Genomic DNA, 21,811 nt, shown 5'->3' on the forward strand with positions numbered 1-21,811 from the left:
AGAGAGCTGTCGATTAGCGGATCGAACAGTAGGCGGGGTACAGCGGCGAATAGCCGTATCTCATGTGAATAAAGATCGGGCATTGGATAAAGGCGGAAAGGCAAACAAAAAAAATAAGTTGGGGCGGATTATCGGCAAAGATCTGCTTTGCTTTAGCCAATGTGGCTGGCTGTGAGGCGCGGAGTTATGGCGTGAGTGCGAGGCGCAACGAGCTGTTGCTAGTGCTGTATTGGTTGCACAGGGAACGTGGAGGAAAGCCCTATGCGCCGTGGTCGTGTGTGCCAGCCCAGCGCTAGCTTAAGATTCTAGGAATGCGCCGGTGTAGATGAGTTAATCCAATACCGGCGCATGAGATGACCTTGCGGGGTACGGACGATATTTTCCAGCACTCCGCCGCAGCGTTCAATCGTCTTTGCTGAGGGGATATTGTCGTCGTCGCAGGTGACTAAAACGCGCTCGATCCCGCAGGTATGCAGGCGGGATACGGCTTCTGCCAGTAGGTGTGTGGCATATCCTCTGCGTCGGTATTCTGGCCGGACGGCGTAGCCAACATGCCCGCCATACTTCAATAGATAGTCTGTTAATGCATAGCGGATGCTGAGGCGCCCAACGATCTGATCGTCAACCTGTGCGAGAAAGAAATCTGCGCGAACCCGATCGGCGGGGAGATTTTCTCCGCGGGATTCTTGGGTTAGGCGCTGTAGGTACTCCGCCCAGCTTTCCCCATCATTGATCAAGGAGAAACAGAAATCCTCAGTGGCAAACTGCTCGTCAATTGCCCGGATTTCGGCTTCGTCGGTAGGCAGTGGGGAACGTAAAAACATGCTCTCATTGTAGTCGGCTGGGTAAATCGCTGAAAGCTGGGGTGCTTTGTGCCGTGTGGGAAAGCGCATGGTGCGGCTAGCTGCATAGCGGGAAAGCGCAGTATTACCGCGTGTGCGAAAAGACGGGTGGGCAGCAGGTGAAAAGGAGGGAGTACCGACGGAGCGGATGTAGAAATACAGATGTGGAAAACAGGTGAAGAAAGTCGATAAAGAAAATAGGCGAAGAAAATAGCGGAAGATGAGTGCCGTTAGGGTCAAAGGGGTACTGGGAAGCGGGAAACAAAGAAAAAATCAGAGACGATTGCCGGAAGAAAACAAGGGTAAGGCTGGGCAGGCAGTGAGGAACTGCAGATGTACGTAGCGAAAAGGTAGGTGTATGTAGCGAAAAGGTAGATGCTGGAGAGGGGAGATAGCGGAGAGAAAGCAGATGATGGGGAGAAAGACGAATGATGAAGATAAAAGACAGCGCGCGGGGAAGAGAAGAGCGTAGATCGGCAGATTGGTAGAGCCGGAGAAAGTGGAGAGGGGAAAGGAAACTCTGCGTCGTTATCGAAAAAAAACACTGCCGGCGGGAAAGAAAGCTGTCGATTAGCGGATCGAAGTAGGCAGGGGACGGCGGCGAAAGGCAACATAGAGAAAACCGGCATGTGTGAAAGGTGGGTATCTAAGAAAATCGCAGGTGGTGCGTGTCAGATATTTCCCAACATAGCGCACAATGAATTAGGTAAGTTCCGTTTATCTAAAATAGGTTAGGATGTGCTAAGCTTTGGGGCATGAAATTGCACAAAGCTCCTCGGTACGCAAAGGTGCGTCTTGTTGAATTCCCAGTTTCACCTCGTCATATGCGGCGGGTAAGTGAACTCGGTTTGCGTCCGGGGGTCGTCTTTGTGGTGGCGCAGCAATGCGGGCTGGTGGGCACGGTGATTAATGTGGCCGGTTCGCGGATAGCTGTTGATCGGGCCTCAGCACGTCGGATGGCTGTGGATATTGTGGAGAAAAACTCATGACCTGTTCGCATTGTCAGGGCGCTGGAACCTGCAATCAGATCATTGATGGTGGTCAAACAGTCCTTTTGGTTGGCAATCCAAATGTTGGTAAATCAACCCTATTTAATGGGCTGACGGGGGCGCGCCAAGGCGTATGCAATGCACCCGGCACGACGGTTGAAGTCTTTGCTGGTCAGTGGCGTGATGTGGGCGTGCGCCTCATTGATACCCCTGGAACGTACTCATTACTGCCGAATTCCCCTGATGAAGAAGTTGTCGTTGATACGGTTGCCGGTATTGCTGGTTCGCTCACTGATCCTCATATCAGCTCCGGCGTCGGGCTGGCAGTTGCGGTATTAGATGCGACCGCGTTATCTCGTTCCCTGTATCTGGTTGGTCAGCTTGCCCAGGCGGGTGTTCCGCTGGTGTGTGTGCTGACCATGATGGATATTGCCACGTCTTCCGGTGTGGCCTGTGATCCGGTGGCATTACAAGAGGAACTGGGTGTTCCGGTGGTCAGCGTCGATCCGCGCCGCCGTCGTGGTTTAGACCGGCTAACCCGCGTGGTCCGTCAGGCGTTGATTGATCGCCCCCGAGTGGTGGGAATAGCTGCCGATCCGAAAGCCCCTGGTTATAACGCGCATTTAGCCCCGCAAAGCGTGCAATCGCAGCCGACGCGGGTGGATATTACGTCGGTCCCATATAGAAAACAGCCGTTACGTGATGGCGATTGCGATACCGAGGCGCTGGGCAATAAAGATACTGCTGAATGTAACGAGGCGCTCGCTGATATGGCAGATGCTGAAGCCCATGCCGCAGACGTACCTGCCCATACGCAGGCTTTGGGTAACGAAGAAAAGCGCGTACATAACGCAGCAGATGCGCGTATTCCAGAAGATGTGCTCGCCGGTAACACGGCAGGTGTGCGGGCGCATGCCGCAACGTCTGTGCCCGCAGCTCCCGCAACGCCCTCAGCTTCCGTGCTCGCTGGTCGACAGGAGCTATCTGCGCAAGAGTTAGCGGCAGAAGAAGCAGAACGCGCGGTTGCCCTCTTTGAATGGATTGACGCTTTGACTGCGCGGATCGGCGCCAGTGAACCAGCAACGGCGAAAAAGTCCATGTCTGATCGGATTGATCGGATCTTACTCAATCCGGTGATCGGCATTGGATCTTTCCTCCTGACCATGTATGTGGTCTTTTGGCTATGTAACGTGTTCGCCGCCATTTTCCAAGATCCGTTTGAGCAGATCTTTGATTCGCCAGACGGATGGCAGTTGACTTTGCCGGCCGCGACGTTCGGTAACTGGCCGGGGGAGGATTGGACGCTACTCTCTGGCCCATCGTTGACCCAAGGGGTTATCGCGCTCCTGACGCATTTCGGTTTAGCGGGCGGGGTGCTTGAGGGAATCCTTGTCGGTGGTTTGCTGACGGGTATGGGCGTCGTGGCGTCCTTTGCTCCGCTGATGATCGTCATGTTTATTGCGATTGGCATGTTGGAAGATTCGGGCTATATGGCGCGGATTGCGTTCCTTGGTGATCGGGTCATGCGCTGGATTGGTCTTGACGGGCGCGTCATTATGCCGTTCATCGTCGGCTTCGGTTGTAATCTGCCGACGCTGGCGGCCATGCGAACACTGCCAAATTCGCGGCATCGGATTATCGCGGTCATTTTGACCCCGTATTTGACGTGCAATGCGCGGCTTGTCGTCTACCTGTTGATTGCGAACGTATTTTTCCCGACGCATACCACGCTCATCGTGTGGATTATGTATGTGTGTTCCATCCTTATGGTGATTCTCGGCGGATTGGTCCTCAAACCGATTTTCTTGCGCGGGGAGCAGGCGGCGCCACTAATGCTGGTGTTGCCGCCATATCAGACGCCGCGTGCGCTCATCACATTGAAGACTTCTGCACAGCGCACCTGGGCCTTCCTTAAGGGCGCTGGCCAGGTGATTGTGGTGCTGACCATCGTGGTATGGCTGTTGATGCATACGCCGGTGGTTAAGGGGCACTCTTTCGGTGAGGACATGCCGCCCTCGGATTCGGTGTACGGAACGATTGCGGAAAGCGTCTCGCCGATATTCAAGCCAGCGGGATTTGATGATTGGCATCTTACTGGAGGGCTTATTACGGGCTTTATCGCGAAAGAGACGATGCTTGGCTCGCTTGCGGCAACCTATCAGGTGGGATCTGAGGCGGCGTGTAGCGACCAGATGAATGAGCTTGCGCAAACCTATAATCCGATGTCGGATGAGGAAATCGACGCGGATTTGGCTGAGCGTATTGCTGCGAAGGATCCGCTTGTTGCCGGATATACCACGGTGCCTCAGGCGCGCGCGGCTGTGGATAAAGCCTTTACGTCGCTGTGCGTGGGGGTACACCTAGGAACGGCGGAGGATGATTCGCAGGCGACGCGGCAGATGCATGAGCAGCTCCAGGCGACGCTGAAGGGAACCGCTGGGGACGCGTCCGTTGTGGCTGCGTTTGCGTTCTTGATTTTCGTCCTCACATATACCCCGTGTTTGGCGACGGTTGCGGAACAGTGGCGTCAACTTGGGCGGAAACTGACGCTGTGTGCCGTTGGTGCGCAGCTAGCCGTGGCGTGGTTGCTGGCAACCTTGGTGTTCCAGATCGGCAGGCTGTTCTGGTGAGAACGCAAGCAGTGCGGCTAGGAAATCCGCAGGTGATGACGCCAGCGCGCAGGTTAACGATTGCCTTGCAGCGCGGAGCGACGGTTGCGCGTGCGGCGCAGATTGCCGGCGTGAGTGAGGAATATGCGCAACTGATGGTTGACCACATGACTCGCGCGGGGCTGGTTCGGCAGGCTGGAAATAATAGCTGTGAGCATGGCTTATGTTCATCCAGTTCGGCGGCAGCAGATCCGAATATGGCTCTGCACTGTGCTGGCTGCCCGCTTTCTATCCGGCGGGGATAAGCGCGCGAGTACGCGGATATATTAGGGGCGTTATGCGGTAATACGCCGATAAAATATCTGCCAGAACCCGCAGGGAATGCGTCAGATAGCCTGCGGGGGGGGGGGGGGATACGCCAGTAATCCGCTGGATGATTTCCTCGGGATTGCGCCGAGTGGTTCTGCCGGTAATTCGCAGTAATTCGCAGAAAGCCCTTGGGGATTTCTCGCCTTAGGAGATTACTGCCTTTAGGGGTTTCCTGCCTTGGGAGATCATTTGCCCATTAGGGAGGGGAGATCGTTATTCGCCGGTCAGGCTCGCTTGATCGACAAAACAGAACTAGACGCTATCGGGTGCAACAAGGGGCTATATCAATATCTGCGAGTGCCATTGCGCTAACCATTGATCGCGGTAAGTGGCGCGCGCTAACTATTTTGCCGAGTCTACGCCAGCCGTTCCCGTTTTGCGGATGTTTTTATTATCGGTGAGCGCTACGGCTACCCAGCCGTAGCTTTCCGTTAGCTATATGCGCCTATTCTTAGATCAATCTGCGGGCACGCTTTACCGTCTGCGTTCGCGCCGTCCCAGAGGCTTCACTACGCATTACTAGGTGCTTCGCGATCACGTCGGTGCCAAAAGAACATTCCCAAACCAACGAAAATGCCGCCGCCGAGAATATTGCCGAGTGTGACGGGGATAAGATTGTGCAGCAGAAAATCCGGTATGGTCAGGCCGCCCATTGCGGGATTGCCGGCTGCGGTGAGCACCTCGTCAGCCCCTGCGTGTTTTACTAGCAGACCCATTGGGATCATGAACATATTGGCAATAGAGTGCTCGAAACCGGCTGAGACGAACAGTGCAATCGGCAAAGTGATGGCGAGGATTTTATCGGCGAGGGTTTTGCCGGCAAAGGCGAGCCAGACGGCCATACAAACCATGAAATTACACAAAATGCCGAGCAGTACGGATTCTAGCGGGCTGTGGGAGACTTTAGAGATGGCTGTGTTGAGTGCGGCGGCGCCCCATGCGCCATGACCTTGATGTGGTGTGCCGGAGTAGAAGACGATGAGGGCCACGCATAAGGCACCGATAAAGTTACCGACGTAAACGACGCCCCAGTGCTGAATCAGGCGAGGCCAGGGCAGTTTTCCGCCAACGCCGAGCATGAGCGTCATCGACGTAGAAGTGAATAGGTCAGCGCCGGTAATGATGACCATGGCAAGGCCGGTGGAGAAAGCCAGACCGCCAACAATTTTCGCTAACCCGTAGGGCATCTGTGCTGCGCCCATTTGCGAGGTGGTGTAAAAGACGAATCCGAGGGCGATAAAAGCACCGGCGAAGATTGCGGATATAAGCGTGGTCCGAAATGGGGTGGTGGCCTTTTTGAGTAGGCCATATTCGGCAGCGTCAACGATTTGTGCCGGGGTCGCGAGGGACATCTCTCTCCTTTATGGATTCCTGTATGGGAATCTTCTACGTTGCTGGTCATTCATAGGCGGCACACAACGCAAAGTGATGAAACCATACGAGGAGCGAGATCCGTCTATGAACTGCAGGCAAAGATACGACGGCGATCCGTGCGATGTGTGCCATACGCGCAATCGCGATACTCATGCCCTGCAGGACAGTACGTGATGACTTTACTACAGTCGAGCAATCGGGAAGAAGTGGCGCTGTGTGGTGTATGACGTTGTACGGTGAAAGGGAAACCTGGGTGCGGTGAAAGGGAAACCTGGGTGTGGCGATAGCCAGATAGGTTGCAGCGTTGTTACCGGCGCAACCTATCTGGCTAATGCGATTGAGGGCGGGCTATTACACCGAAGAAACGGTCGAAGAACTGTTGCAGTTTCTCGGTTACTCGGCTCTTCTTTTCGGCATGAGTGAGGGATGGCTGGGGTGTTAGGAACGCTTGAGTTGAGGACGACTGGCTTAGGGCAGCCGAAGCAGCGCCATCCCTAGGAATAACAGCACCTTGCGTGGATGTGAGGCTTTCGTCAGGCTCTGACGTCGGCAGGCCTCTTTTCACTTGAGCAAAACGTGAGGTGGGAGGCAGGATCTTCACAATTGCCGTCCCGCTTGTGGCCAACTCTCCGTCTTGGAATGCTCGATTCATGAACTCTCGGGCAGCTTGCGGGCGCAGATTTTCAGTTCGAATAATATCGTCGAGTTCTTCGGCATAGCGTTTAGCCATGAACTCCTGCCATTCGGCGGTGATAGAGCTCTGATCGCTTTGCCGTGCTGCTTGCGGAGAAACTGAATCCACAAAAGCCTCAATGAGATCCCGCTTATTGCGCAGGCTCGGGCTGGCATCAACTGCGCGTCGGATGGCGGCTCTGATTTCCTGGTTTTCACCATCGCCGTGTTCTTGGCGGTAGCGTTCAACCAGCATCAAAATATAATCAACGTTGATTTCCACCTGTTTGATGAGTTCGATTTCAAAACGAAGATCGTCATTAATGCGGGTTTTTGCTACCTCTCGTTGTTGGCGGTACTCGGCATACAAATCCAGATAGATGCTGCGATAATCTTGGGATTGACGTTCACTGAGCAGACGATCTGCCGCAAAATTATCAAAACATGTGAGGATATTTTCTAGCCGCAAAATGTGACCAAATAGGGTGATGAATTGTTTTTGCTCATCTTCGCTAATGATCGGCTGCCCTAACGGGAAACGATCCAGCAGTTGGGTGATTTTCTCAGCATACTCATGAAAATAGTCAGCGTATGGCTTGAGTAGTACGACGCCGTGGGCATTCTTATTGCCAAAGAGTTCGAGTGCTTCATTAGTAGCAGATTCTAAATCGCGGAAAGCCACGATATTGCCGTAGGTCTTGACCGAGTTAAGGATACGGTTAGTTCGTGAATAGGCTTGAATCAGACCGTGTGCACGCAGGTTTTTATCCACAAATAGTGTGTTGAGGGTTGTTGCGTCAAAGCCAGTCAAGAACATATTGACGACAATCGCCAGATCAACTTCGCGGTTTTTCATCCGCAACGATAGATCCTTGTAGTAGCTCTCGAATTTGTCAGCCGACGTATCGTAGTTGGTTGCGAACATCTCGTTGTAGTCACAGATGGCGTCATCCAGGAACTGACGGGCATCGTCGCTCAGCGATCCAGTGTCGAATCCTTCATCCTCGGTGAGGAAATCTTCGGTGGGATCATTAGCACCGAAAGAATAAATTACTGCAACTTTGAGTCGGCGTTGTGGTGGTAAATCGGCCTGTTGTAGCGCAAATTGGTTGTAGTAACGGCGGGCGGCATCAATGGAGGCGGTCGCTAAAATCGCATTAAATCCATTGACGTGTTGGCGTTGGGTTTGTGCGGCGATCCCGCCGCGCTCTCGCCGTCGGGCACGTTCTTTAGCGTTCTCGTTGCCGTATTCATTGTGGTGTTTGCGCCCAGTAGCAACTTCTGCCACGTTCTGTACGACGGAGTATTCGTAACTGGTTGATCTCTTCGTCTTTTGATCAAAATGCTGCAAAATATAGCGAGTAATTGCGGCGATACGTTCCGGGGCAAGCAGGGCTTTTTCGGTGTCGATTGCGGTGACTTGCGCGTCGATAACGTTCCCCACTTGGATGGTGTTGACGTAATCAATCCGGAAAGGCAATACGTTCTTATCGGTGATTGCGTCCACGATGGTGTAGGTGTGGAGTTTATCCCCGAAAGCCTGCTCGGTGGTTTTTAGGCGTGGGTTCGCGCCAGAGCCGGCATTGGATGGGAAAATCGGTGTGCCAGTAAAACCAAATAGGCTGTAACGTTTGAAAGCTCGGGTAATCTCGGTATGCATCTCGCCGAACTGGGAGCGGTGGCACTCGTCAAAAATAAGCACAACGTGCTGGGTGAAAACCGGATGTGCCGGATTGCTTTTCACAAAGGTGGAGAGCTTTTGAATGGTGGTAATGATAATGCGCGCCTCTGAATCCTCTAACTGGGTTTTGAGAACGGCAGTGGAGGTATTGGAATTTGCTGCGCCTTTTTGGAATCGGTCATATTCGCGCATGGTTTGGTAGTCGAGATCTTTGCGGTCCACGACGAATAGTACTTTTTCGACCATCGGTAGGGCGGCAGCGAGCTGTGCGGTTTTGAAGCTGGTTAAGGTTTTACCAGAGCCAGTGGTATGCCAGATGTAACCGCCAGCGTCTACCCGCCCCAACCGCTTGTAGTTACTGGCAATCTGGATACGTTGCAATATTCGTTCGGTGGCAACGATCTGATATGGACGCATGGCAAGTAGCAGGCGATCTACTGTAAAGACGCAATATTTGGTGAGGATATTGAGCAAGGTGTGCTTGGCAAAGAATGTTTTAGCGAAAGCTGTCAGTTCACGGATCTGGTGATTTTGGGCGTCGGCCCACCATGAAGTGAACTCAAAACTGTGTGAGGTTTTGGCTTTGCCGGGGCGCTGTTTGCTGGTTTCTTTGAGGTGTTGGCGGCGAGTGGTGTTGGAATAGTATTTGGTGAGTGTGCCGTTGCTGATGACGAAGAGTTGCACGTATTCGAATAGACCGCTGCCAGCCCAGAAACTATCACGTTGATAACGGTCGATCTGATTGAACGCTTCCCGAATATCCACGCCTCGGCGTTTCAATTCGATATGTACTAGGGGTAGACCGTTTACCAAGATAGTGACGTCGTAGCGATTGGAGTAGTTTGCCAAACGGGAATGTTCCGCGGGGGTGGGGAAGTGTGCGGCGGCGTTGGTGAGATCGGTGCTGGTGGCAGTGGCGGTTGCGGAAGTGTTGGCAGGGGAATCTGCGGGTGCGGCATTGCTGGAGGGAATGGAGACGTTAGCCGAGACGTTGGCTGTAGGCGTGCTAACTGTGGGAAAACTGGGGGAGCTAGTGGGGTTGCGCCCGATTTTGCCGGCTACTTCGTATTGATTAATGACTTGTAAATGATTGTTGTGGATATTGTCTTTATCAATAAGGGTGATATTTTTCGTGCTGCCGTCATCGCGTTTGAGTAGTTGCACGTGATCTTCTTGGATACGAGCTGTTTTCTCGATGATTCCGTCAGTTTTACCGGCGATACTCTGGGTGAAGAAGCGTTGCCACTCACTATCGCTGAACGTGATGTGGTTGAGAGATTCTAGCTGAGTGCGCAGGTTAGCAATCAGCTCGGCCTCGCTGGTGATAGGTAGATATTCGTAGGCTTGAGCTTGGAGGATACGGATCAGTTCGGCTTCAAGATCGGCTTCGGATTGATATGCGGTGTCGTTGGTGGGTTCGGCTTGATATTCAGCAACGACGGTGGATTCCCCGCCAACGGCAAGGGCTTCATAATGCGGGGTAGGAGTGCCTGGATCGGGAAGCGTGGAATCAGTTTCATTCGGCGACATGATCGACCTCAATCTCGGGGAAATTTAGTAATTGGTCGCGATAATATTCGTATTGTTTACGACGAGCAGCTAATTCGGCTGGTAAACCTGCGGAAAGATCGTTCACCAGGGCGTCGAACGAGTCGAGGATGTTAGCAATGCGACGCTGTTCTTCTAACGGTGGGATGGGGATTGTATAACGCATAATGGAGCTTTTGTCTCCACGTGGCATTTTGCCACCTTTGGAATGTCGTACTGCGTAAAGAAAAAAGCGTGAAGAAGATAGAGAATGATACAAGTAGCCAGGGGTGATTAGCCTGTTGTACTTATTTTTAATTCTAATAGCAAGTACATCACCACTACATCCGCCAGTATTGTTAGCAAGCCAAATTTTTCTCAAGTAGGGTCTGATATTGCCAATAAGGACGTCTCCCACTAGATATTCCGTAAAATAATTTTGCGACGGAACGAAGTTTGCCCTACGAATGCCACCAGTATGTGCGATCATGTTATCTACGCCAACAAAGCAGTCGCAACTAACTTGATCGTATGCAATCCTAGATTTTGAATACGTTGCAACTTCACCTAGAGACATCCAGCGTACCCCCCCCTGAGTTGCATCGAACGTCAGGAGCGTATCCCGATAATAGGCGTACTGCCGTTGCCGTGCTTCCAGCTCCGCTTCCAGCTCCGCTTCCAGCGTCGAGAACGTATCAAGAATTCGGACAATCTCCTGTTGTACCTCTAAAGGCGGCACTGGGATTTTGAATTTTGAGTATTTGCTAATCCAATGGCGGGCATGATCGGTAGGCTGGAAACCGATTGTCTGCATGGCATAGTAAATATATCTAATGAGTGACAAGTGCTGTTTTGAGGGTGATAAAATTTTTATTGCTGAAGATTTAACCTTAAAAGGAAAATCGACCCACTTGAAAGCAGTGGTAAAATCATCGAAGATAATTACTGGGTCTTCGGGGGAAGCAGGGAAAACACCTATCTCTTCAGAGGTATATCCTAAGATAAAAGTTTGTCCAGCGGTTAATACTGGGGTCGTGTTTGTGTTGTCATATTTTGCTGACTTAACTAGATATTTACTGGGCTGCTCATAAACCAGCAAGTTTTGCAATTCACTATATGGCACGCCGTCAGGGCATAGCTTCGCAATCAGGTCAGAGAGTTTGCTTGATTGCGCCATCTCGGAGAAATTTAATAAATGATCACGATAATATTCGTACTGCTGACGGCGAGCAGCTAATTCAGCCGGTAAACCAGCAGACAAGTCATTCGCTAGAGCGTAGAGAGAGTCGAGGGTATTGACAATCTCCCGCTGCACTTCCAAAGGTGGGACTGGGATTTTGAAATCTTTTAGCACTCCTGCACTTATGTTATTAATGGTGGTAGTTGATAAGGATCTATTTAAGTAATCGCTAAAGTGCTTTCCAGTTAAGATATGAAATAAGAAATGAGAGTTTATTTCTTTGTGAGATCTAATTACTGCCATAAATGCGCCGAAGGTTTCTTGCATATCTGATTCGATCAGAGCAACTTTTCCGATATGTTGTTTGCTACCGCTACCTGCGCAGATAAGAATATCTCCTGTGAATAAATGTTGTTCTTTTCGTACCTTGACTTCTGCGGATACGCGTTTGACATCATCTAAATTCAACCGATTTGCAGGAAATGCAATGTTATTAGCGCGCAGTATTCCGATTTCGCCATTAACGCTTTCTTGATCTTTTCCGTAGGAGACTCCTCTGACGTATTGAGCAACCTCTAAAAGCGGCTTATATGGCACGCCGTCAGGGCATAGCTTCGCAATCAGGTCAGAGAGTTTGCTCATTGTGCCACCTCGTTTTCGTTCACGGCGCTAGTAGTATCTGCAGGTATTTCTTCGCGTGCGCGTACTGGCATATCCGCTTCTAGCTCCGCCACAATCGCATCGATCTGCGTCCGCAACCGTGCCTGGCGTGCCACAATCTGTGCGATTTCCGCATTAAGTGCCTGAATATCTACCTGTTCGCGGGTATCTTCTTTCTCCACATACGCTGAAACCGCCAAGTTGTAATCATTAGCCGCCAGCTCCTCGTTGGGTACGAGCTTTGCCACGTATTCCACGTCGTGACGCTGAGCGTACAGCTCCAAAATTCGATCCCGATTCGCCTCCTGCAACTTATTCTTATTGCCCTCGCGCACAAACTCGGCAGAAGCATCAATGAACAACACCGAGTTATCGCGCTTAGATTTCTTCAAGACGATAATGCACGTCGCAATCGTCGTTCCGAAAAATAAATCTGACGGGAGCTGGATAACCGCATCCACATAGTTGTTATCCAGCAGGTATTGACGAATCTTTCGCTCAGCCCCACCTCGATACAACACCCCAGGAAACTCGACGATTGCTGCCGTGCCATCCACTGCCAGCCAATGCAAAATATGCATTGTGAACGCCAAATCTGCTTTCGATTGCGGCGCTAACACCCCTGCGGGTGCAAACCGAGGGTCATTAATTAACAGCGGATTAGCTTTACCTTCCCACCGTGTTGAATATGGCGGATTGGAAACGATGGCGTCAAAGGGCTGATAATCCCAATGTTTCGGATCAACCAGCGTATCGCCTAGCTCAACATTGAAACGTTCATAGTTGACGTTATGCAAAAACATGTTGATACGTGCCAGGTTGTACGTGGTGAGGTTGATTTCCTGCCCATAAAAACCGCCAACATTTTCTGGGCCGAGTAGCTTTGCAAACTGCAGTAGTAGCGAGCCCGAGCCGCAGGCTGGATCATATACGCGGGCAATTCGAGTTTTTCCTAAAGCGGCAATACGTGCCAGCACCTGGGAAACCTCTTGCGGGGTGAAAAATTCTCCGCCGGATTTACCTGCCTGCGAGGCATACATCTGCATTAAATACTCGTAGGCGTCGCCAAAAAGATCGATTGTGTTATCGGCAAAATTTCCTAGCGGGAGATCCCCGATTGCGTCAAGAAGCTTCACTAATTTTGCGTTGCGCTTTGCGACGGTTTCCCCGAGTTTACTGCTATTGACGTCGAGATCGTCAAACAAGCCGCGCAGATCGCCCTCGCTCGGTGTGCCAAGTGCTGAGGCTTCGATACTGCGGAATACCTGCTCTAGCGTCTCATTCAAGTTAGGATCATTCTTTGCTCGCTGACGGACATTTACGAACAGTTGCGAGGGGAGAAGAAAGAATCCTTTTTCTTCAACAGTTTCGGCTTGAGCTACCGCGGCAGAATCATCATCTAAATGCTGGTAATCAAAATCCAGATTGCCTGCTTGATGTTCGCCATCATTAAGGTAGGCTGCGAGATTTTCTGAAATAAAGCGGTAGAACATCATGCCCAGCACGTAGTTCTTGAAATCCCACCCGTCTACACTGCCGCGTAAATCGTTGGCAATACGCCAAATCGTCCTATGTAGTTCGGCTCGTTGGGTTGCTTTAGCGCTTGAGATTACAGGGGGGGGGGAAGCACCTCATTGGCGTTTGCCGAGTTCGAGACGCGACCCGCCGCGTTTGCACAGTGAGTAGAGCCGATAGTGTGGGAAGAAGTAGTGCCAGGTGCACCGACGGCAGAAGAGCTAAACTCGGCGGAGTTGACTGAATCAGTTGAATTCACCGGATCCACTGCCACGGATACCGCCTCTCGTCGGGAAAAATAAACAACTGAGAACAAATCTATCAAGATGTGCCGTCGGGCAGGAAACATGACGCTACGTGGATTGTTATCTTGTGGCAAACGAATGACGAGTACGCACGGCAAACGAGGTTGCCCGGTAAGCAGATCATGTGTGGTGCAAGGCAACATACCTGCGTGTCGGGCAGATATATACGGTAAACAGGTGGCTGGTAGTTAATGGGTGACGTGGCAAACGGGTAATGGCGGCAAGCAAGCTGTGTTAAATCGGGAAACCCTGTGTGCGTCATATCGTCTACCTCTTGTCACCGTGAAAGCTAAAACTGTGCCTTTGACGCTTAACGATGAGCTATTTGCTAAAAGGAGCTATCTGCCGGCAGGTAAAAACGGGTGGTTATGCAATGTTATGCATAACCACCTGTTGTGCGGCAATCTCCCGATGCTAGCTCGGATTATTCATCCGGCAAATACCCAAATGAAAGGATGGTGAAAACGGGTCTGAGAGATTGTGTTCGTCCGCAAGATGAGTCTACCGCAATATACTGCTTACCGCCCGGCTAGCACCTCAGCAACATAGTCCACATCCTTATCACCGCGCCCGGAAAGGTTAGCGATCACGACCGCCTCTGGGCCGAGTTCGCGAGCCAGCTTAATTGCGTATGCGACCGCGTGCGAGGATTCTAGCGCCGGAATAATGCCCTCTGTGCGGCACAGCATCTGGAATGCCTCCAGCGTCTCATCGTCAGTGACGTAGGTGTAATTGACTCGTCCGGCGTCACGCAAGAATGCATGCTGGGGGCCAACGCCTGGGTAATCCAAACCGGAAGCAATCGAATGTACAGGCGCAGGTTGCCCGTCGTCATCTTGGATGACGAGGGTCTGCATGCCGTGGAGCATACCGAGCGTGCCGGTTGTCATGGTGGCAGCGTGTTCGCCGAGCTGCTCAATATTGCGCCCGGCCGGTTCAACGCCGTAAATCGCCACCTCTGGATCGTCTAAGAATGCGGTGAATAGGCCGAGGGCATTTGATCCGCCGCCCACGCAAGCAACGAGAGCGTCAGGCAAACGCCCTTCCTTTGTAAGGATCTGCTCGCGGGCTTCCTGGCCGACGATTGCCTGGAAATCGCGCACCATTGCCGGGTAGGGGTCGGGGCCAACGACGGAGCCGATTCCGAAAAATACGTCTTTGTAATCGCGGGCATAGGTGGAGAACGCCGAATCTACTGCTTCTTTCAGGGATCGACCGCCCTCTTCTACGGCCACTACTTTGGCGCCGAGCATCTGCATGCGAACTACGTTCGGATGTTGTTTGGCGACGTCGATTGCCCCCATGTGGATCTCACATTCGAGCCCCATGAATGCTGCGGCAGTTGCTAGGGCGACGCCGTGCTGGCCTGCGCCGGTTTCTGCGATGAGCTTCTTTTTGCCCATGCGCTTGGCGAGCAGTGCTTCGCCGAGGCAGTGATTAATCTTGTGTGCTCCAGTGTGGTTCAGATCCTCACGTTTGAGGTAAATCTTTGCCCCGCCTACTTCGGTAGAAAGGTTGTCGGCGCTGAAGAGGAGTGAGGGGCGCCCGGCGTATTCGTGAAGGAGGCGACGGAATTCGGCTTGGAATTCGGGATCGTTTTTGGCTTGTGCGTAGGCGCGACGTACTTCGGCGATAGGTTCTTCCAGGTGTGGGGGAAGGAATTTTCCGCCGTAGACTCCGAAGAATCCTTCGGCGTTCGGCTCGTGGAGGTCTTGCGTGGTTGGATTGGTGTTTTCCATTTTTTCTTCCTTTTTGTAGCCCCTGAAAGCAAGAAACCGCCCTCGTATGGGGCGGTTGACAAGTAATTTTTGTACGCTCAAAAACCCGCCCTCAGGCGAGCCACCAAGCGTACAGAGTTGTGAACATGGCTTCATGGTAATGCTGTGAGGCGGAGAACACCAAATCTGAGTTGAGATTCCACAAAGATAAGGAAAGGTGTGCCATGTTCACGCGCACATAGTTAAATATTCATATTCCGTGGTGTGGGTGGATATGCTCCGTTAATATTTGCCGCTATGTTAGCCGTCTGTGTATTAGGGCGATGTGTTTTTATGGTGGTTCGCGCTGCTTGTGTTGCTGCTTGGTTATTGGGCTGGCAAAGGGTGTGGTTGTTTTGTATCTACTTTGGTATCTCGGGCGTTTCCTGGGTGTGATGCTATGTTTGCGTGCGAATATTTGGGTGTGTATCTGCATGGAGTGGCTGTGGAGGGTGTGCGCTGTGAACAGAATTACTCCTGCGAGTCTCGCTATGTGTATATGCTGAAGACGTCCAGGGAAATGCCCTATTTATATTTTGGAGTAAATCCAGATAGGGTATGCTTCTCAGTAACAGGACGTGAGGGTGGATACGAAGCCTATCTGCGCGTAGCCACCACCTCGTCACTCCGCGGGCAATACGCGATTTGCTACGTCAGTAAGGAGCAAAGGCGTCACCCGCGTGCGTTCATACTTTCCCCTATGGGTCGCACAGAAAGGACCTGCAGTGACTATGGATATGGAAAATCGATGCCCAGTATTTCACGGTAGCGGCGAACAGACCCCACATGAGTCAGCAGCCGACGGTGCCGCACCTGCAAGCCGTGGCACTGGCAACCGCGACTGGTGGCCCGAGCGCCTTAACCTGAAAATCCTTGCGAAGAATCCCGACGTTGCCAACCCTTACGGTAAGGATTTTGACTATCGGCACGCCTTTAACAACCTCGATTTGGCGGCAGTGAAGCGGGATATTGCTGAACTGCTTACAACCTCGCAGGAGTGGTGGCCAGCCGATTTCGGCAACTATGGTCCGTTAATGATCCGCATGGCATGGCACTCCGCCGGAACCTACCGCGTCTTTGACGGGCGCGGTGGCGGCGGCACCGGCCAGCAGCGCTTTGCCCCGCTCAATTCCTGGCCAGATAACGTCATTTTGGATCGCGCTCGGCGTCTGTTATGGCCGATCAAAGCCAAGTACGGTCGGGCTATTAGCTGGGGCGATCTGATGATCCTGGCAGGTAACGTCGCACTTGAAACGATGGGCATGCCGACCTTCGGTTTCGGTGGCGGGCGCCCCGATGTGTGGGAGCCAGACGATGACGTCTACTGGGGATCAGAAAATACATGGCTGAGCAACGATGAGCGTTTCGCCGCTAAGGGCCAGCTAGAAAAACCGCTGGGCGCAACCATGATGGGATTGATCTACGTCAATCCAGAAGGCCCGAACGGCAACCCTGATCCGCTCATCTCCGCCAAAGAAATCCGCGAAACATTTGAGCGCATGGCGATGGATGACGAAGAAACTGTTGCTCTTATCGCCGGTGGGCACACTTTCGGTAAGACGCATGGCGCTGCACCTGAAGGCGATTACGTCGATGCTGAGCCGGAAGCTGCTCCGATTGAGCAAATGGGCATCGGTTGGAAGAATCGCTTCGGAACTGGCAACGGGAATGACACCATCGGCTCTGGCGTGGAAGTGACGTGGACGTACCACCCGACCCGCTGGGATAACGAGTTTTTCCATATTCTCTTTGCCTACGAGTGGGAGTGCGTCAAAGGTGAAGGTGGGCACTACCACTGGCGGCCCAAGGATGGCGGCGGTTCGGATATGGTGCCGATGGCGCAAGGCAGTGGGCGGCGTGAACCGCGCATGCTCACCTCGGATATTGCCCTGCGGGAAGATCCGATCTACCGTGAAATCTCGCTGCGGTTCCGCAATGACCAAGCAGCCCTGACAGAAGCATTCCGGCGCGCCTGGTTCAAGCTCACCCACCGCGATCTCGGTCCGAAGTCGCGCTATCTTGGGCCAGAAGTGCCACAGGAAGATCTGCTGTGGCAAGATCCGATTCCGGTCCGCGATTATGAACTGATCGACGCGGGAGATATTGCGCTGCTACAAGAACGCATCGAAGCCAGTGGGCTGACGGTTTCCGAGCTGGTTTCGGCTGGCTGGGCGGCATGTGCGAGCTTCCGTGGTTCGGATAAACGCGGCGGTGCCAACGGTGGGCGTATCCGGCTAGAACCGCAGCGCAGCTGGCAGGTTAATAACCCCTCACAGTTGGCGAAAGTGTTGGAGGTACTGGAGGGTATCCAGACCCAGTTCAACGCCGAGGCTGGTGAAAAGCAGGTATCCATTGCTGATCTGGTGGTTTTGGCTGGCAATACCGGCGTGAAGATGGCCGCTCGGGCTGCCGGCTATGAGGTCGATATTCCCTTTACCCCAGGGCGTACCGACGCTAGCGCAGAGCAAACGGATGTGAAGTCATTTAGCTACCTAGAGCCACTGGCTGACGGTTTCCGTAACTACCAGCACGAAAGCGTGGCAGGAAACCGCGCCGAGTACATGCTGATTGACCGCGCCAATTTGCTGACCCTCTCCGTCCCGCAAATGACGGTACTCTTGGGCGGTATGCGCGTGCTGGGCACCAACTGGGATGGCTCCCAAGATGGTGTACTGACGGATCGCCCCGGCGTGCTGACCAATGATTTCTTCGTAAATTTGCTGGATCTGCGTTACACCTGGCACGGTATCGACGGCAGCGAGCACCGCTTCCAAGCAGAAGACCGCGATGGGAACGTAGTATTCACCGGAACTCGCGCGGATTTGGTGTTCGGGTCAAATTCCGAACTGCGGGCAGTAGCTGAAGTCTATGCCAGCGCTGACGGTCAACAGCAATTCGTTGAGGACTTCGTCAAAGCCTGGGTGAAGGTCACGAACCTGGATCGCTTTGACGTGCGCTAAAAGCGATCCCCGTTACTATCCGCAACGCCTCAGACGGCGGGCGAACATACTCGCACTGCGCTGAAAGCGATCCTGCTGTATGTGCAAGGCCACGGATAGAAAGCAAATACGCACACCGCGGCGAATGTTAAGAGATTTAGCGGCGGTGCATAACTGATCCGTGAGCTGGTTTCTGCTCGGTTGGCTTAGGGCCGAGCAGAAACCAGCTTTACGGTACGGTCTGCTTGGCGGGCAACCTCTGGATCGTGCGTGACCAGCAGCAAGGCACAACCACGTTGGCGAACAACGTCGAAGATCAGCGCGATCACCTCGTCACGCATCTCAAAATCAAGTGCGCCGGTTGGCTCGTCGGCGAGTATCAGTTGTGGCTTGTTAATAAGCGCTCGCGCCAGTGCAGTGCGTTGGCGTTCTCCACCGGATAAGTGCTGAGCTAAAGTCTGCGGATTAACCCCAAGCTGGAGGAGCAGATCTCGCGCTTCACGTTCAACATTGCCATCGTGCTTATCCCAAAGCAGACGGGGAAGCATGACGTTATCTAGTGCAGTGTATTGGGAAAGTAGCGCCCCATTTTGAAAAACAGTTCCAATCGTTGTGGAACGTAGGCGGGCTAGTTCGGAGAAAGATTTGGAATGTATGTTTTCTCCGTTAACACTCGCTATACCTGAGATGGGGCGATGCATGCCGAGCAGCGTCAGGAGTAGGGTGGATTTTCCGATGCCGGATCGGCCGGTGATTGCTACGCTTTGACCGGCGTCAATCCGAAGATTTAATGGAGAAAACAGTGGTTCGCCGCCGTAGCCGCATACGAGATCGTCACATACAAGGATTGACATTAGCTTTCCTTTCCCGGATGCCATGATTTAGCAGCGACGGTAATCTGCCGATAACTTGCCCATGCGTGGGCGAAAAGTATCACGGTATAAATCGCGGTAATCACCGCGATGAATTCCCAAGGGATGATGCCATTGGCGGGGCGCAACATCTGATAGGAGAGATAGACGCCGGTAATTATTGCGGCAATCCCAGTCGTAATGCCAATGGTGATATTGCGCCGCAGGAGAACCCTCACGACTGGCTTTTGTTTACCTGTTAAGGAAATAATTGGAGCGAGTTCGCGGGCTTGCCGGCTGTTTTCCTTGGAAAATTGAATCCAGGTCACGCTAATGCCGATGATAAAAGCACATACTGCAAACATACTCAGCCAGGAGGCTTGTTGCTGGTAGATCGCGGCAGTAGATCGTGAATTTTCGCCGTCAAATTCTGTGATAGGCGGTAATACTGAATCGCTGAAATCAATATCTTCGATTTTGTCCAAGGGTGAAATAGAGGCAGATGTGAGCGTGTAGATATATGCGCGCTGTGTGTGGTGAAGGTCTGGTTTGCCAGTGCCGTGGCGAGGAGCTATATAGCTTTGTACGTAGAACCTGGCGAGGTCGAGGTTAAAATCCGGATCAGGCTTAGTGGCAGGATGAGAACCAAGGGTAGAGCTGAGGTTGTGTTGCGCTCCGTCAGGCGTAGTAAGAACCTGTATGCCACCTCCATCTGAGGTAAATACGATCATGGCCTGCGGTAGGGCTTCGTTGATTTTCTGTGCTACGTTCAGGGCGCAGTCGGTGTTCGTCTCGGGGCAAACAACTTTCGTCTTCGTGACCTGCAGTGAAGGTTCATGTGGCGCTGGCGATGATGTTGAATCGGCGAGGATGTTAAATATTCCGACGAGTAGCACGCCAATAATGATAAAGATTCCGGCAAGCCCTGCGGGGCGTGAACCAGTGTCGGCATTGCGATAAGCCCAGCGAGCAAAGAGTGCTGTGAGGTGATCCTTGCTGTGTTTAGCGGCTCTGAGAGAGGTGAGCTGAACGAGAGCGCTGAGGGTGGCAGAAAGCCCTATAGAGACGCAGAAAATGGAAAGGACGAGGAGAATCAGAAGGAGTGAAGCGGGAAGTGTGAGAGCCGTGAGGCTGTATATTCCGGCAATGACGATACCGAGGGCGAAAACCGCGATGCCACACCACGTCGGGGCTTTGCGATTACGCGAATGACTCTGCAGTGTTATAGATAATGCAGGTTTGGTGATGTAGAGGCACGCAAATGCCATTACCGCTAGTTCGATGAACACCAAAGTTGGCAGATGTGGCAAGAATGCTGCCGAGTGAAGATGCCGCTTAGAGATGGGTAGGAGAAGAAAACCGCTAGCGAAAAGGAGTTGCATAATGAGCGCGAGAAAACTCCCGATAGCGGTGGGAACAGCTAGTTTTGAGACGCAGTAACCATATAGTTTTCGGCGTGGAGCACCAATGCATTGCAAAATAACGAGATCGTGGTGTACATGATTCTGGAAATCGCGCCGAGTTGCTCTAATTAATACGATAAGCGGGCATACTAAGGTCACCAGAGCAATAGGGAGTAAGTATTGTGCCCATCTTTCGTAGCTGGGGAATCCGAATGCTGCGCCCTGAACATTAGGGAATCTTCCGTCGTCGGTGCTGAAACCGGAAGCGAGAAAGACCTTATCTTGGGAAATGGCAAGATCAACGAACTCTTGATGATGAAGAGGTCTGACGTAAACGAGAAGCTCTTTATCGAGAGTGACGCTGTTGTTGATAGTGGCCTCAATCGGGCCGAACTGTTTTTCAATATCGGAGCGTATATCGCTAGCTGATTGGGTGATCGCACTATGACCTGGTTCTAGCCAGGTGGCCAAACCTGGGGGAGGAGGTGTGTGATCGGAAAGGGGCTCGTAGTACAGGATCGTCAGTAGGTTTCCGTCGAGAAATGTATTGTCGATACGGTAAGCCAGCCCCGCATGCTCCAGGTTTTCTATGTATTGCGGAGCACGCGAGCTGGCGATAGTAGCCCGATAGGAAAGCTCAAAAGAAATACTGGCAATAGCAAAAGCGCACATCATTGTGAGAAATACAGTAGTTGCAATCGAGATTCCGATAGGGCGTAGGCGATTTTTCATGTGACCACCCTCCATCGGATAAGACGTCTATGTGATACTTAAGCATTTCTCGCTATATGTGCTTGTAGGTATTCTAAATACTCTGCGGAAAGCTACGGATAGCGTTTCTATCCGTCTATGGAACTATGAACTTATGCGGGGAAGCTGTGGAGGTTAGCTGCGAGGGATTGTTTATTAGAGATGCCAGAGAATGTCTCTGGCTGCCGCTATGAGCGGAAATTACCTCCCCCCCCCGCGATAGAGGGTTTATACGGCTTGTGGACGGGTATTTTCATTATGAGCCGGATCGCTGTTTAGCGCAGTGCAGGAAATGAGGGTTACCACCTTGTTGCGTAGGGCGGAGTTATTCTGTGTAGGAGTTTTTTTTGGGGGGGGGGGGAGAGAAACTGTTTTGTTGTCACGACGC

14 protein-coding genes and 1 pseudogene are annotated in these 21,811 nt (G+C 52.4%); 6 read left to right on the forward strand and 9 right to left on the reverse strand.

Annotated elements, in window-relative coordinates; genetic code table 11:
• Nucleotides 1-305 precede the first annotated feature (305 nt).
• Nucleotides 306-824 carry a GNAT family N-acetyltransferase gene (locus ACLHIJ_RS06235; protein ID WP_411297137.1) on the reverse strand — a complete coding sequence of 173 codons (519 nt, stop codon included), beginning with the start codon at nucleotides 822-824 and terminating at the stop codon, nucleotides 306-308.
• A gap of 773 nt (nucleotides 825-1,597) precedes the next feature.
• Between ACLHIJ_RS06235 and ACLHIJ_RS06240 the strand changes: the two genes are divergently transcribed.
• The 3 genes from ACLHIJ_RS06240 to ACLHIJ_RS06250 are packed head-to-tail and all read left to right on the forward strand — an operon-like array spanning nucleotide 1,598 to nucleotide 4,745.
• Nucleotides 1,598-1,831, forward strand: coding sequence for a ferrous iron transport protein A (locus tag ACLHIJ_RS06240; protein WP_411297138.1), 234 nt, complete (start codon nucleotides 1,598-1,600; stop codon nucleotides 1,829-1,831).
• On the forward strand, nucleotides 1,828-4,461 hold the full coding sequence (feoB, locus tag ACLHIJ_RS06245) for a ferrous iron transport protein B (protein ID WP_411298713.1): 2,634 nt from the start codon (nucleotides 1,828-1,830) through the stop codon (nucleotides 4,459-4,461). Before ACLHIJ_RS06240 ends, feoB begins: the two co-directional genes overlap by 4 nt.
• Nucleotides 4,458-4,745: a hypothetical protein gene (locus tag ACLHIJ_RS06250; RefSeq protein ID WP_411298714.1), complete on the forward strand. Its 288-nt coding sequence runs from the start codon at nucleotides 4,458-4,460 to the stop codon at nucleotides 4,743-4,745. The genes feoB and ACLHIJ_RS06250 overlap by 4 nt, the downstream gene beginning before the upstream one ends.
• Before the next feature lie 573 nt (nucleotides 4,746-5,318).
• Here the strand turns inward: ACLHIJ_RS06250 and focA are convergent.
• The 5 genes and pseudogenes from focA to ACLHIJ_RS06275 form a co-directional block, all read right to left on the reverse strand.
• Nucleotides 5,319-6,161 (reverse strand): formate transporter FocA, encoded by an 843-nt coding sequence (focA, locus tag ACLHIJ_RS06255; RefSeq protein WP_411298715.1) that lies wholly within the window; start codon nucleotides 6,159-6,161, stop codon nucleotides 5,319-5,321.
• A 350-nt stretch (nucleotides 6,162-6,511) separates the two neighbouring features.
• Entirely contained in the window at nucleotides 6,512-10,066 is a 3,555-nt protein-coding gene (locus tag ACLHIJ_RS06260) for a type I restriction endonuclease subunit R (protein WP_411298717.1), read from the reverse strand.
• Nucleotides 10,053-11,240 carry a restriction endonuclease subunit S gene (locus ACLHIJ_RS06265; protein ID WP_411298730.1) on the reverse strand — a complete coding sequence of 396 codons (1,188 nt, stop codon included), beginning with the start codon at nucleotides 11,238-11,240 and terminating at the stop codon, nucleotides 10,053-10,055. The genes ACLHIJ_RS06260 and ACLHIJ_RS06265 overlap by 14 nt, the downstream gene beginning before the upstream one ends.
• 69 nt (nucleotides 11,241-11,309) lie before the next feature.
• Nucleotides 11,310-11,885 (reverse strand): annotated as a pseudogene (locus tag ACLHIJ_RS06270) (restriction endonuclease subunit S); the annotation flags it as partial.
• Nucleotides 11,882-13,513 (reverse strand): type I restriction-modification system subunit M, encoded by a 1,632-nt coding sequence (locus ACLHIJ_RS06275; protein ID WP_411298731.1) that lies wholly within the window; start codon nucleotides 13,511-13,513, stop codon nucleotides 11,882-11,884. The pseudogene ACLHIJ_RS06270 and the gene ACLHIJ_RS06275, both read right to left, overlap by 4 nt.
• Nucleotides 13,514-13,597: 84 nt before the next feature.
• Between ACLHIJ_RS06275 and ACLHIJ_RS06280 the strand changes: the two genes are divergently transcribed.
• Both ACLHIJ_RS06280 and ACLHIJ_RS06285 read left to right on the forward strand, forming a co-directional pair.
• Nucleotides 13,598-13,720: a hypothetical protein gene (locus ACLHIJ_RS06280; protein WP_411298718.1), complete on the forward strand. Its 123-nt coding sequence runs from the start codon at nucleotides 13,598-13,600 to the stop codon at nucleotides 13,718-13,720.
• Between the two features lie 198 nt (nucleotides 13,721-13,918).
• Nucleotides 13,919-14,185 (forward strand): hypothetical protein, encoded by a 267-nt coding sequence (locus ACLHIJ_RS06285; RefSeq protein ID WP_411298719.1) that lies wholly within the window; start codon nucleotides 13,919-13,921, stop codon nucleotides 14,183-14,185.
• Nucleotides 14,186-14,241: 56 nt separating this feature from the next.
• Here ACLHIJ_RS06285 and trpB read toward each other — a convergent pair whose 3' ends face one another.
• The gene (gene trpB, locus ACLHIJ_RS06290; protein WP_411297145.1) at nucleotides 14,242-15,462 is read right to left on the reverse strand and encodes a tryptophan synthase subunit beta; all 1,221 of its coding nucleotides are present in this window, start codon (nucleotides 15,460-15,462) and stop codon (nucleotides 14,242-14,244) included.
• A gap of 755 nt (nucleotides 15,463-16,217) precedes the next feature.
• Here trpB and katG point away from each other — a divergent pair.
• Nucleotides 16,218-18,440 carry a catalase/peroxidase HPI gene (gene katG, locus ACLHIJ_RS06295; protein WP_411297146.1) on the forward strand — a complete coding sequence of 741 codons (2,223 nt, stop codon included), beginning with the start codon at nucleotides 16,218-16,220 and terminating at the stop codon, nucleotides 18,438-18,440.
• Nucleotides 18,441-18,625: 185 nt separating this feature from the next.
• On the opposite strand, the gene ACLHIJ_RS06300 is transcribed toward katG, so the two are convergent.
• Nucleotides 18,626-19,273: an ABC transporter ATP-binding protein gene (locus ACLHIJ_RS06300; RefSeq protein WP_411297147.1), complete on the reverse strand. Its 648-nt coding sequence runs from the start codon at nucleotides 19,271-19,273 to the stop codon at nucleotides 18,626-18,628.
• Nucleotides 19,273-21,405, reverse strand: a complete 2,133-nt coding sequence (locus ACLHIJ_RS06305; RefSeq protein WP_411298721.1) for a hypothetical protein — start codon at nucleotides 21,403-21,405, stop codon at nucleotides 19,273-19,275. The genes ACLHIJ_RS06300 and ACLHIJ_RS06305 overlap by 1 nt, the downstream gene beginning before the upstream one ends.
• Nucleotides 21,406-21,811 lie beyond the last annotated feature (406 nt).

This window comes from Trueperella sp. LYQ141 (assembly GCF_046599555.1).
Taxonomy (GTDB): Bacteria; Actinomycetota; Actinomycetes; order Actinomycetales; family Actinomycetaceae; genus Trueperella.

Excerpts from the sequence above, each read along its gene's own strand:
- trpB (WP_411297145.1), bottom strand. The coding sequence starts at position 15,462 with ATGGAAAACACCAATCCAACCACGCAAGACCTCCACGAGCCGAACGCC.
- ACLHIJ_RS06265 (WP_411298730.1), bottom strand. The coding sequence starts at position 11,240 with ATGGCGCAATCAAGCAAACTCTCTGACCTGATTGCGAAGCTATGCCCT.
- ACLHIJ_RS06235 (WP_411297137.1), bottom strand. The coding sequence starts at position 824 with ATGTTTTTACGTTCCCCACTGCCTACCGACGAAGCCGAAATCCGGGCA.
- ACLHIJ_RS06305 (WP_411298721.1), bottom strand. The coding sequence starts at position 21,405 with ATGAAAAATCGCCTACGCCCTATCGGAATCTCGATTGCAACTACTGTA.
- ACLHIJ_RS06260 (WP_411298717.1), bottom strand. The coding sequence starts at position 10,066 with ATGTCGCCGAATGAAACTGATTCCACGCTTCCCGATCCAGGCACTCCT.
- katG (WP_411297146.1), top strand. The coding sequence starts at position 16,218 with ATGGAAAATCGATGCCCAGTATTTCACGGTAGCGGCGAACAGACCCCA.
- ACLHIJ_RS06300 (WP_411297147.1), bottom strand. The coding sequence starts at position 19,273 with ATGTCAATCCTTGTATGTGACGATCTCGTATGCGGCTACGGCGGCGAA.
- focA (WP_411298715.1), bottom strand. The coding sequence starts at position 6,161 with ATGTCCCTCGCGACCCCGGCACAAATCGTTGACGCTGCCGAATATGGC.
- ACLHIJ_RS06240 (WP_411297138.1), top strand. The coding sequence starts at position 1,598 with ATGAAATTGCACAAAGCTCCTCGGTACGCAAAGGTGCGTCTTGTTGAA.
- feoB (WP_411298713.1), top strand. The coding sequence starts at position 1,828 with ATGACCTGTTCGCATTGTCAGGGCGCTGGAACCTGCAATCAGATCATT.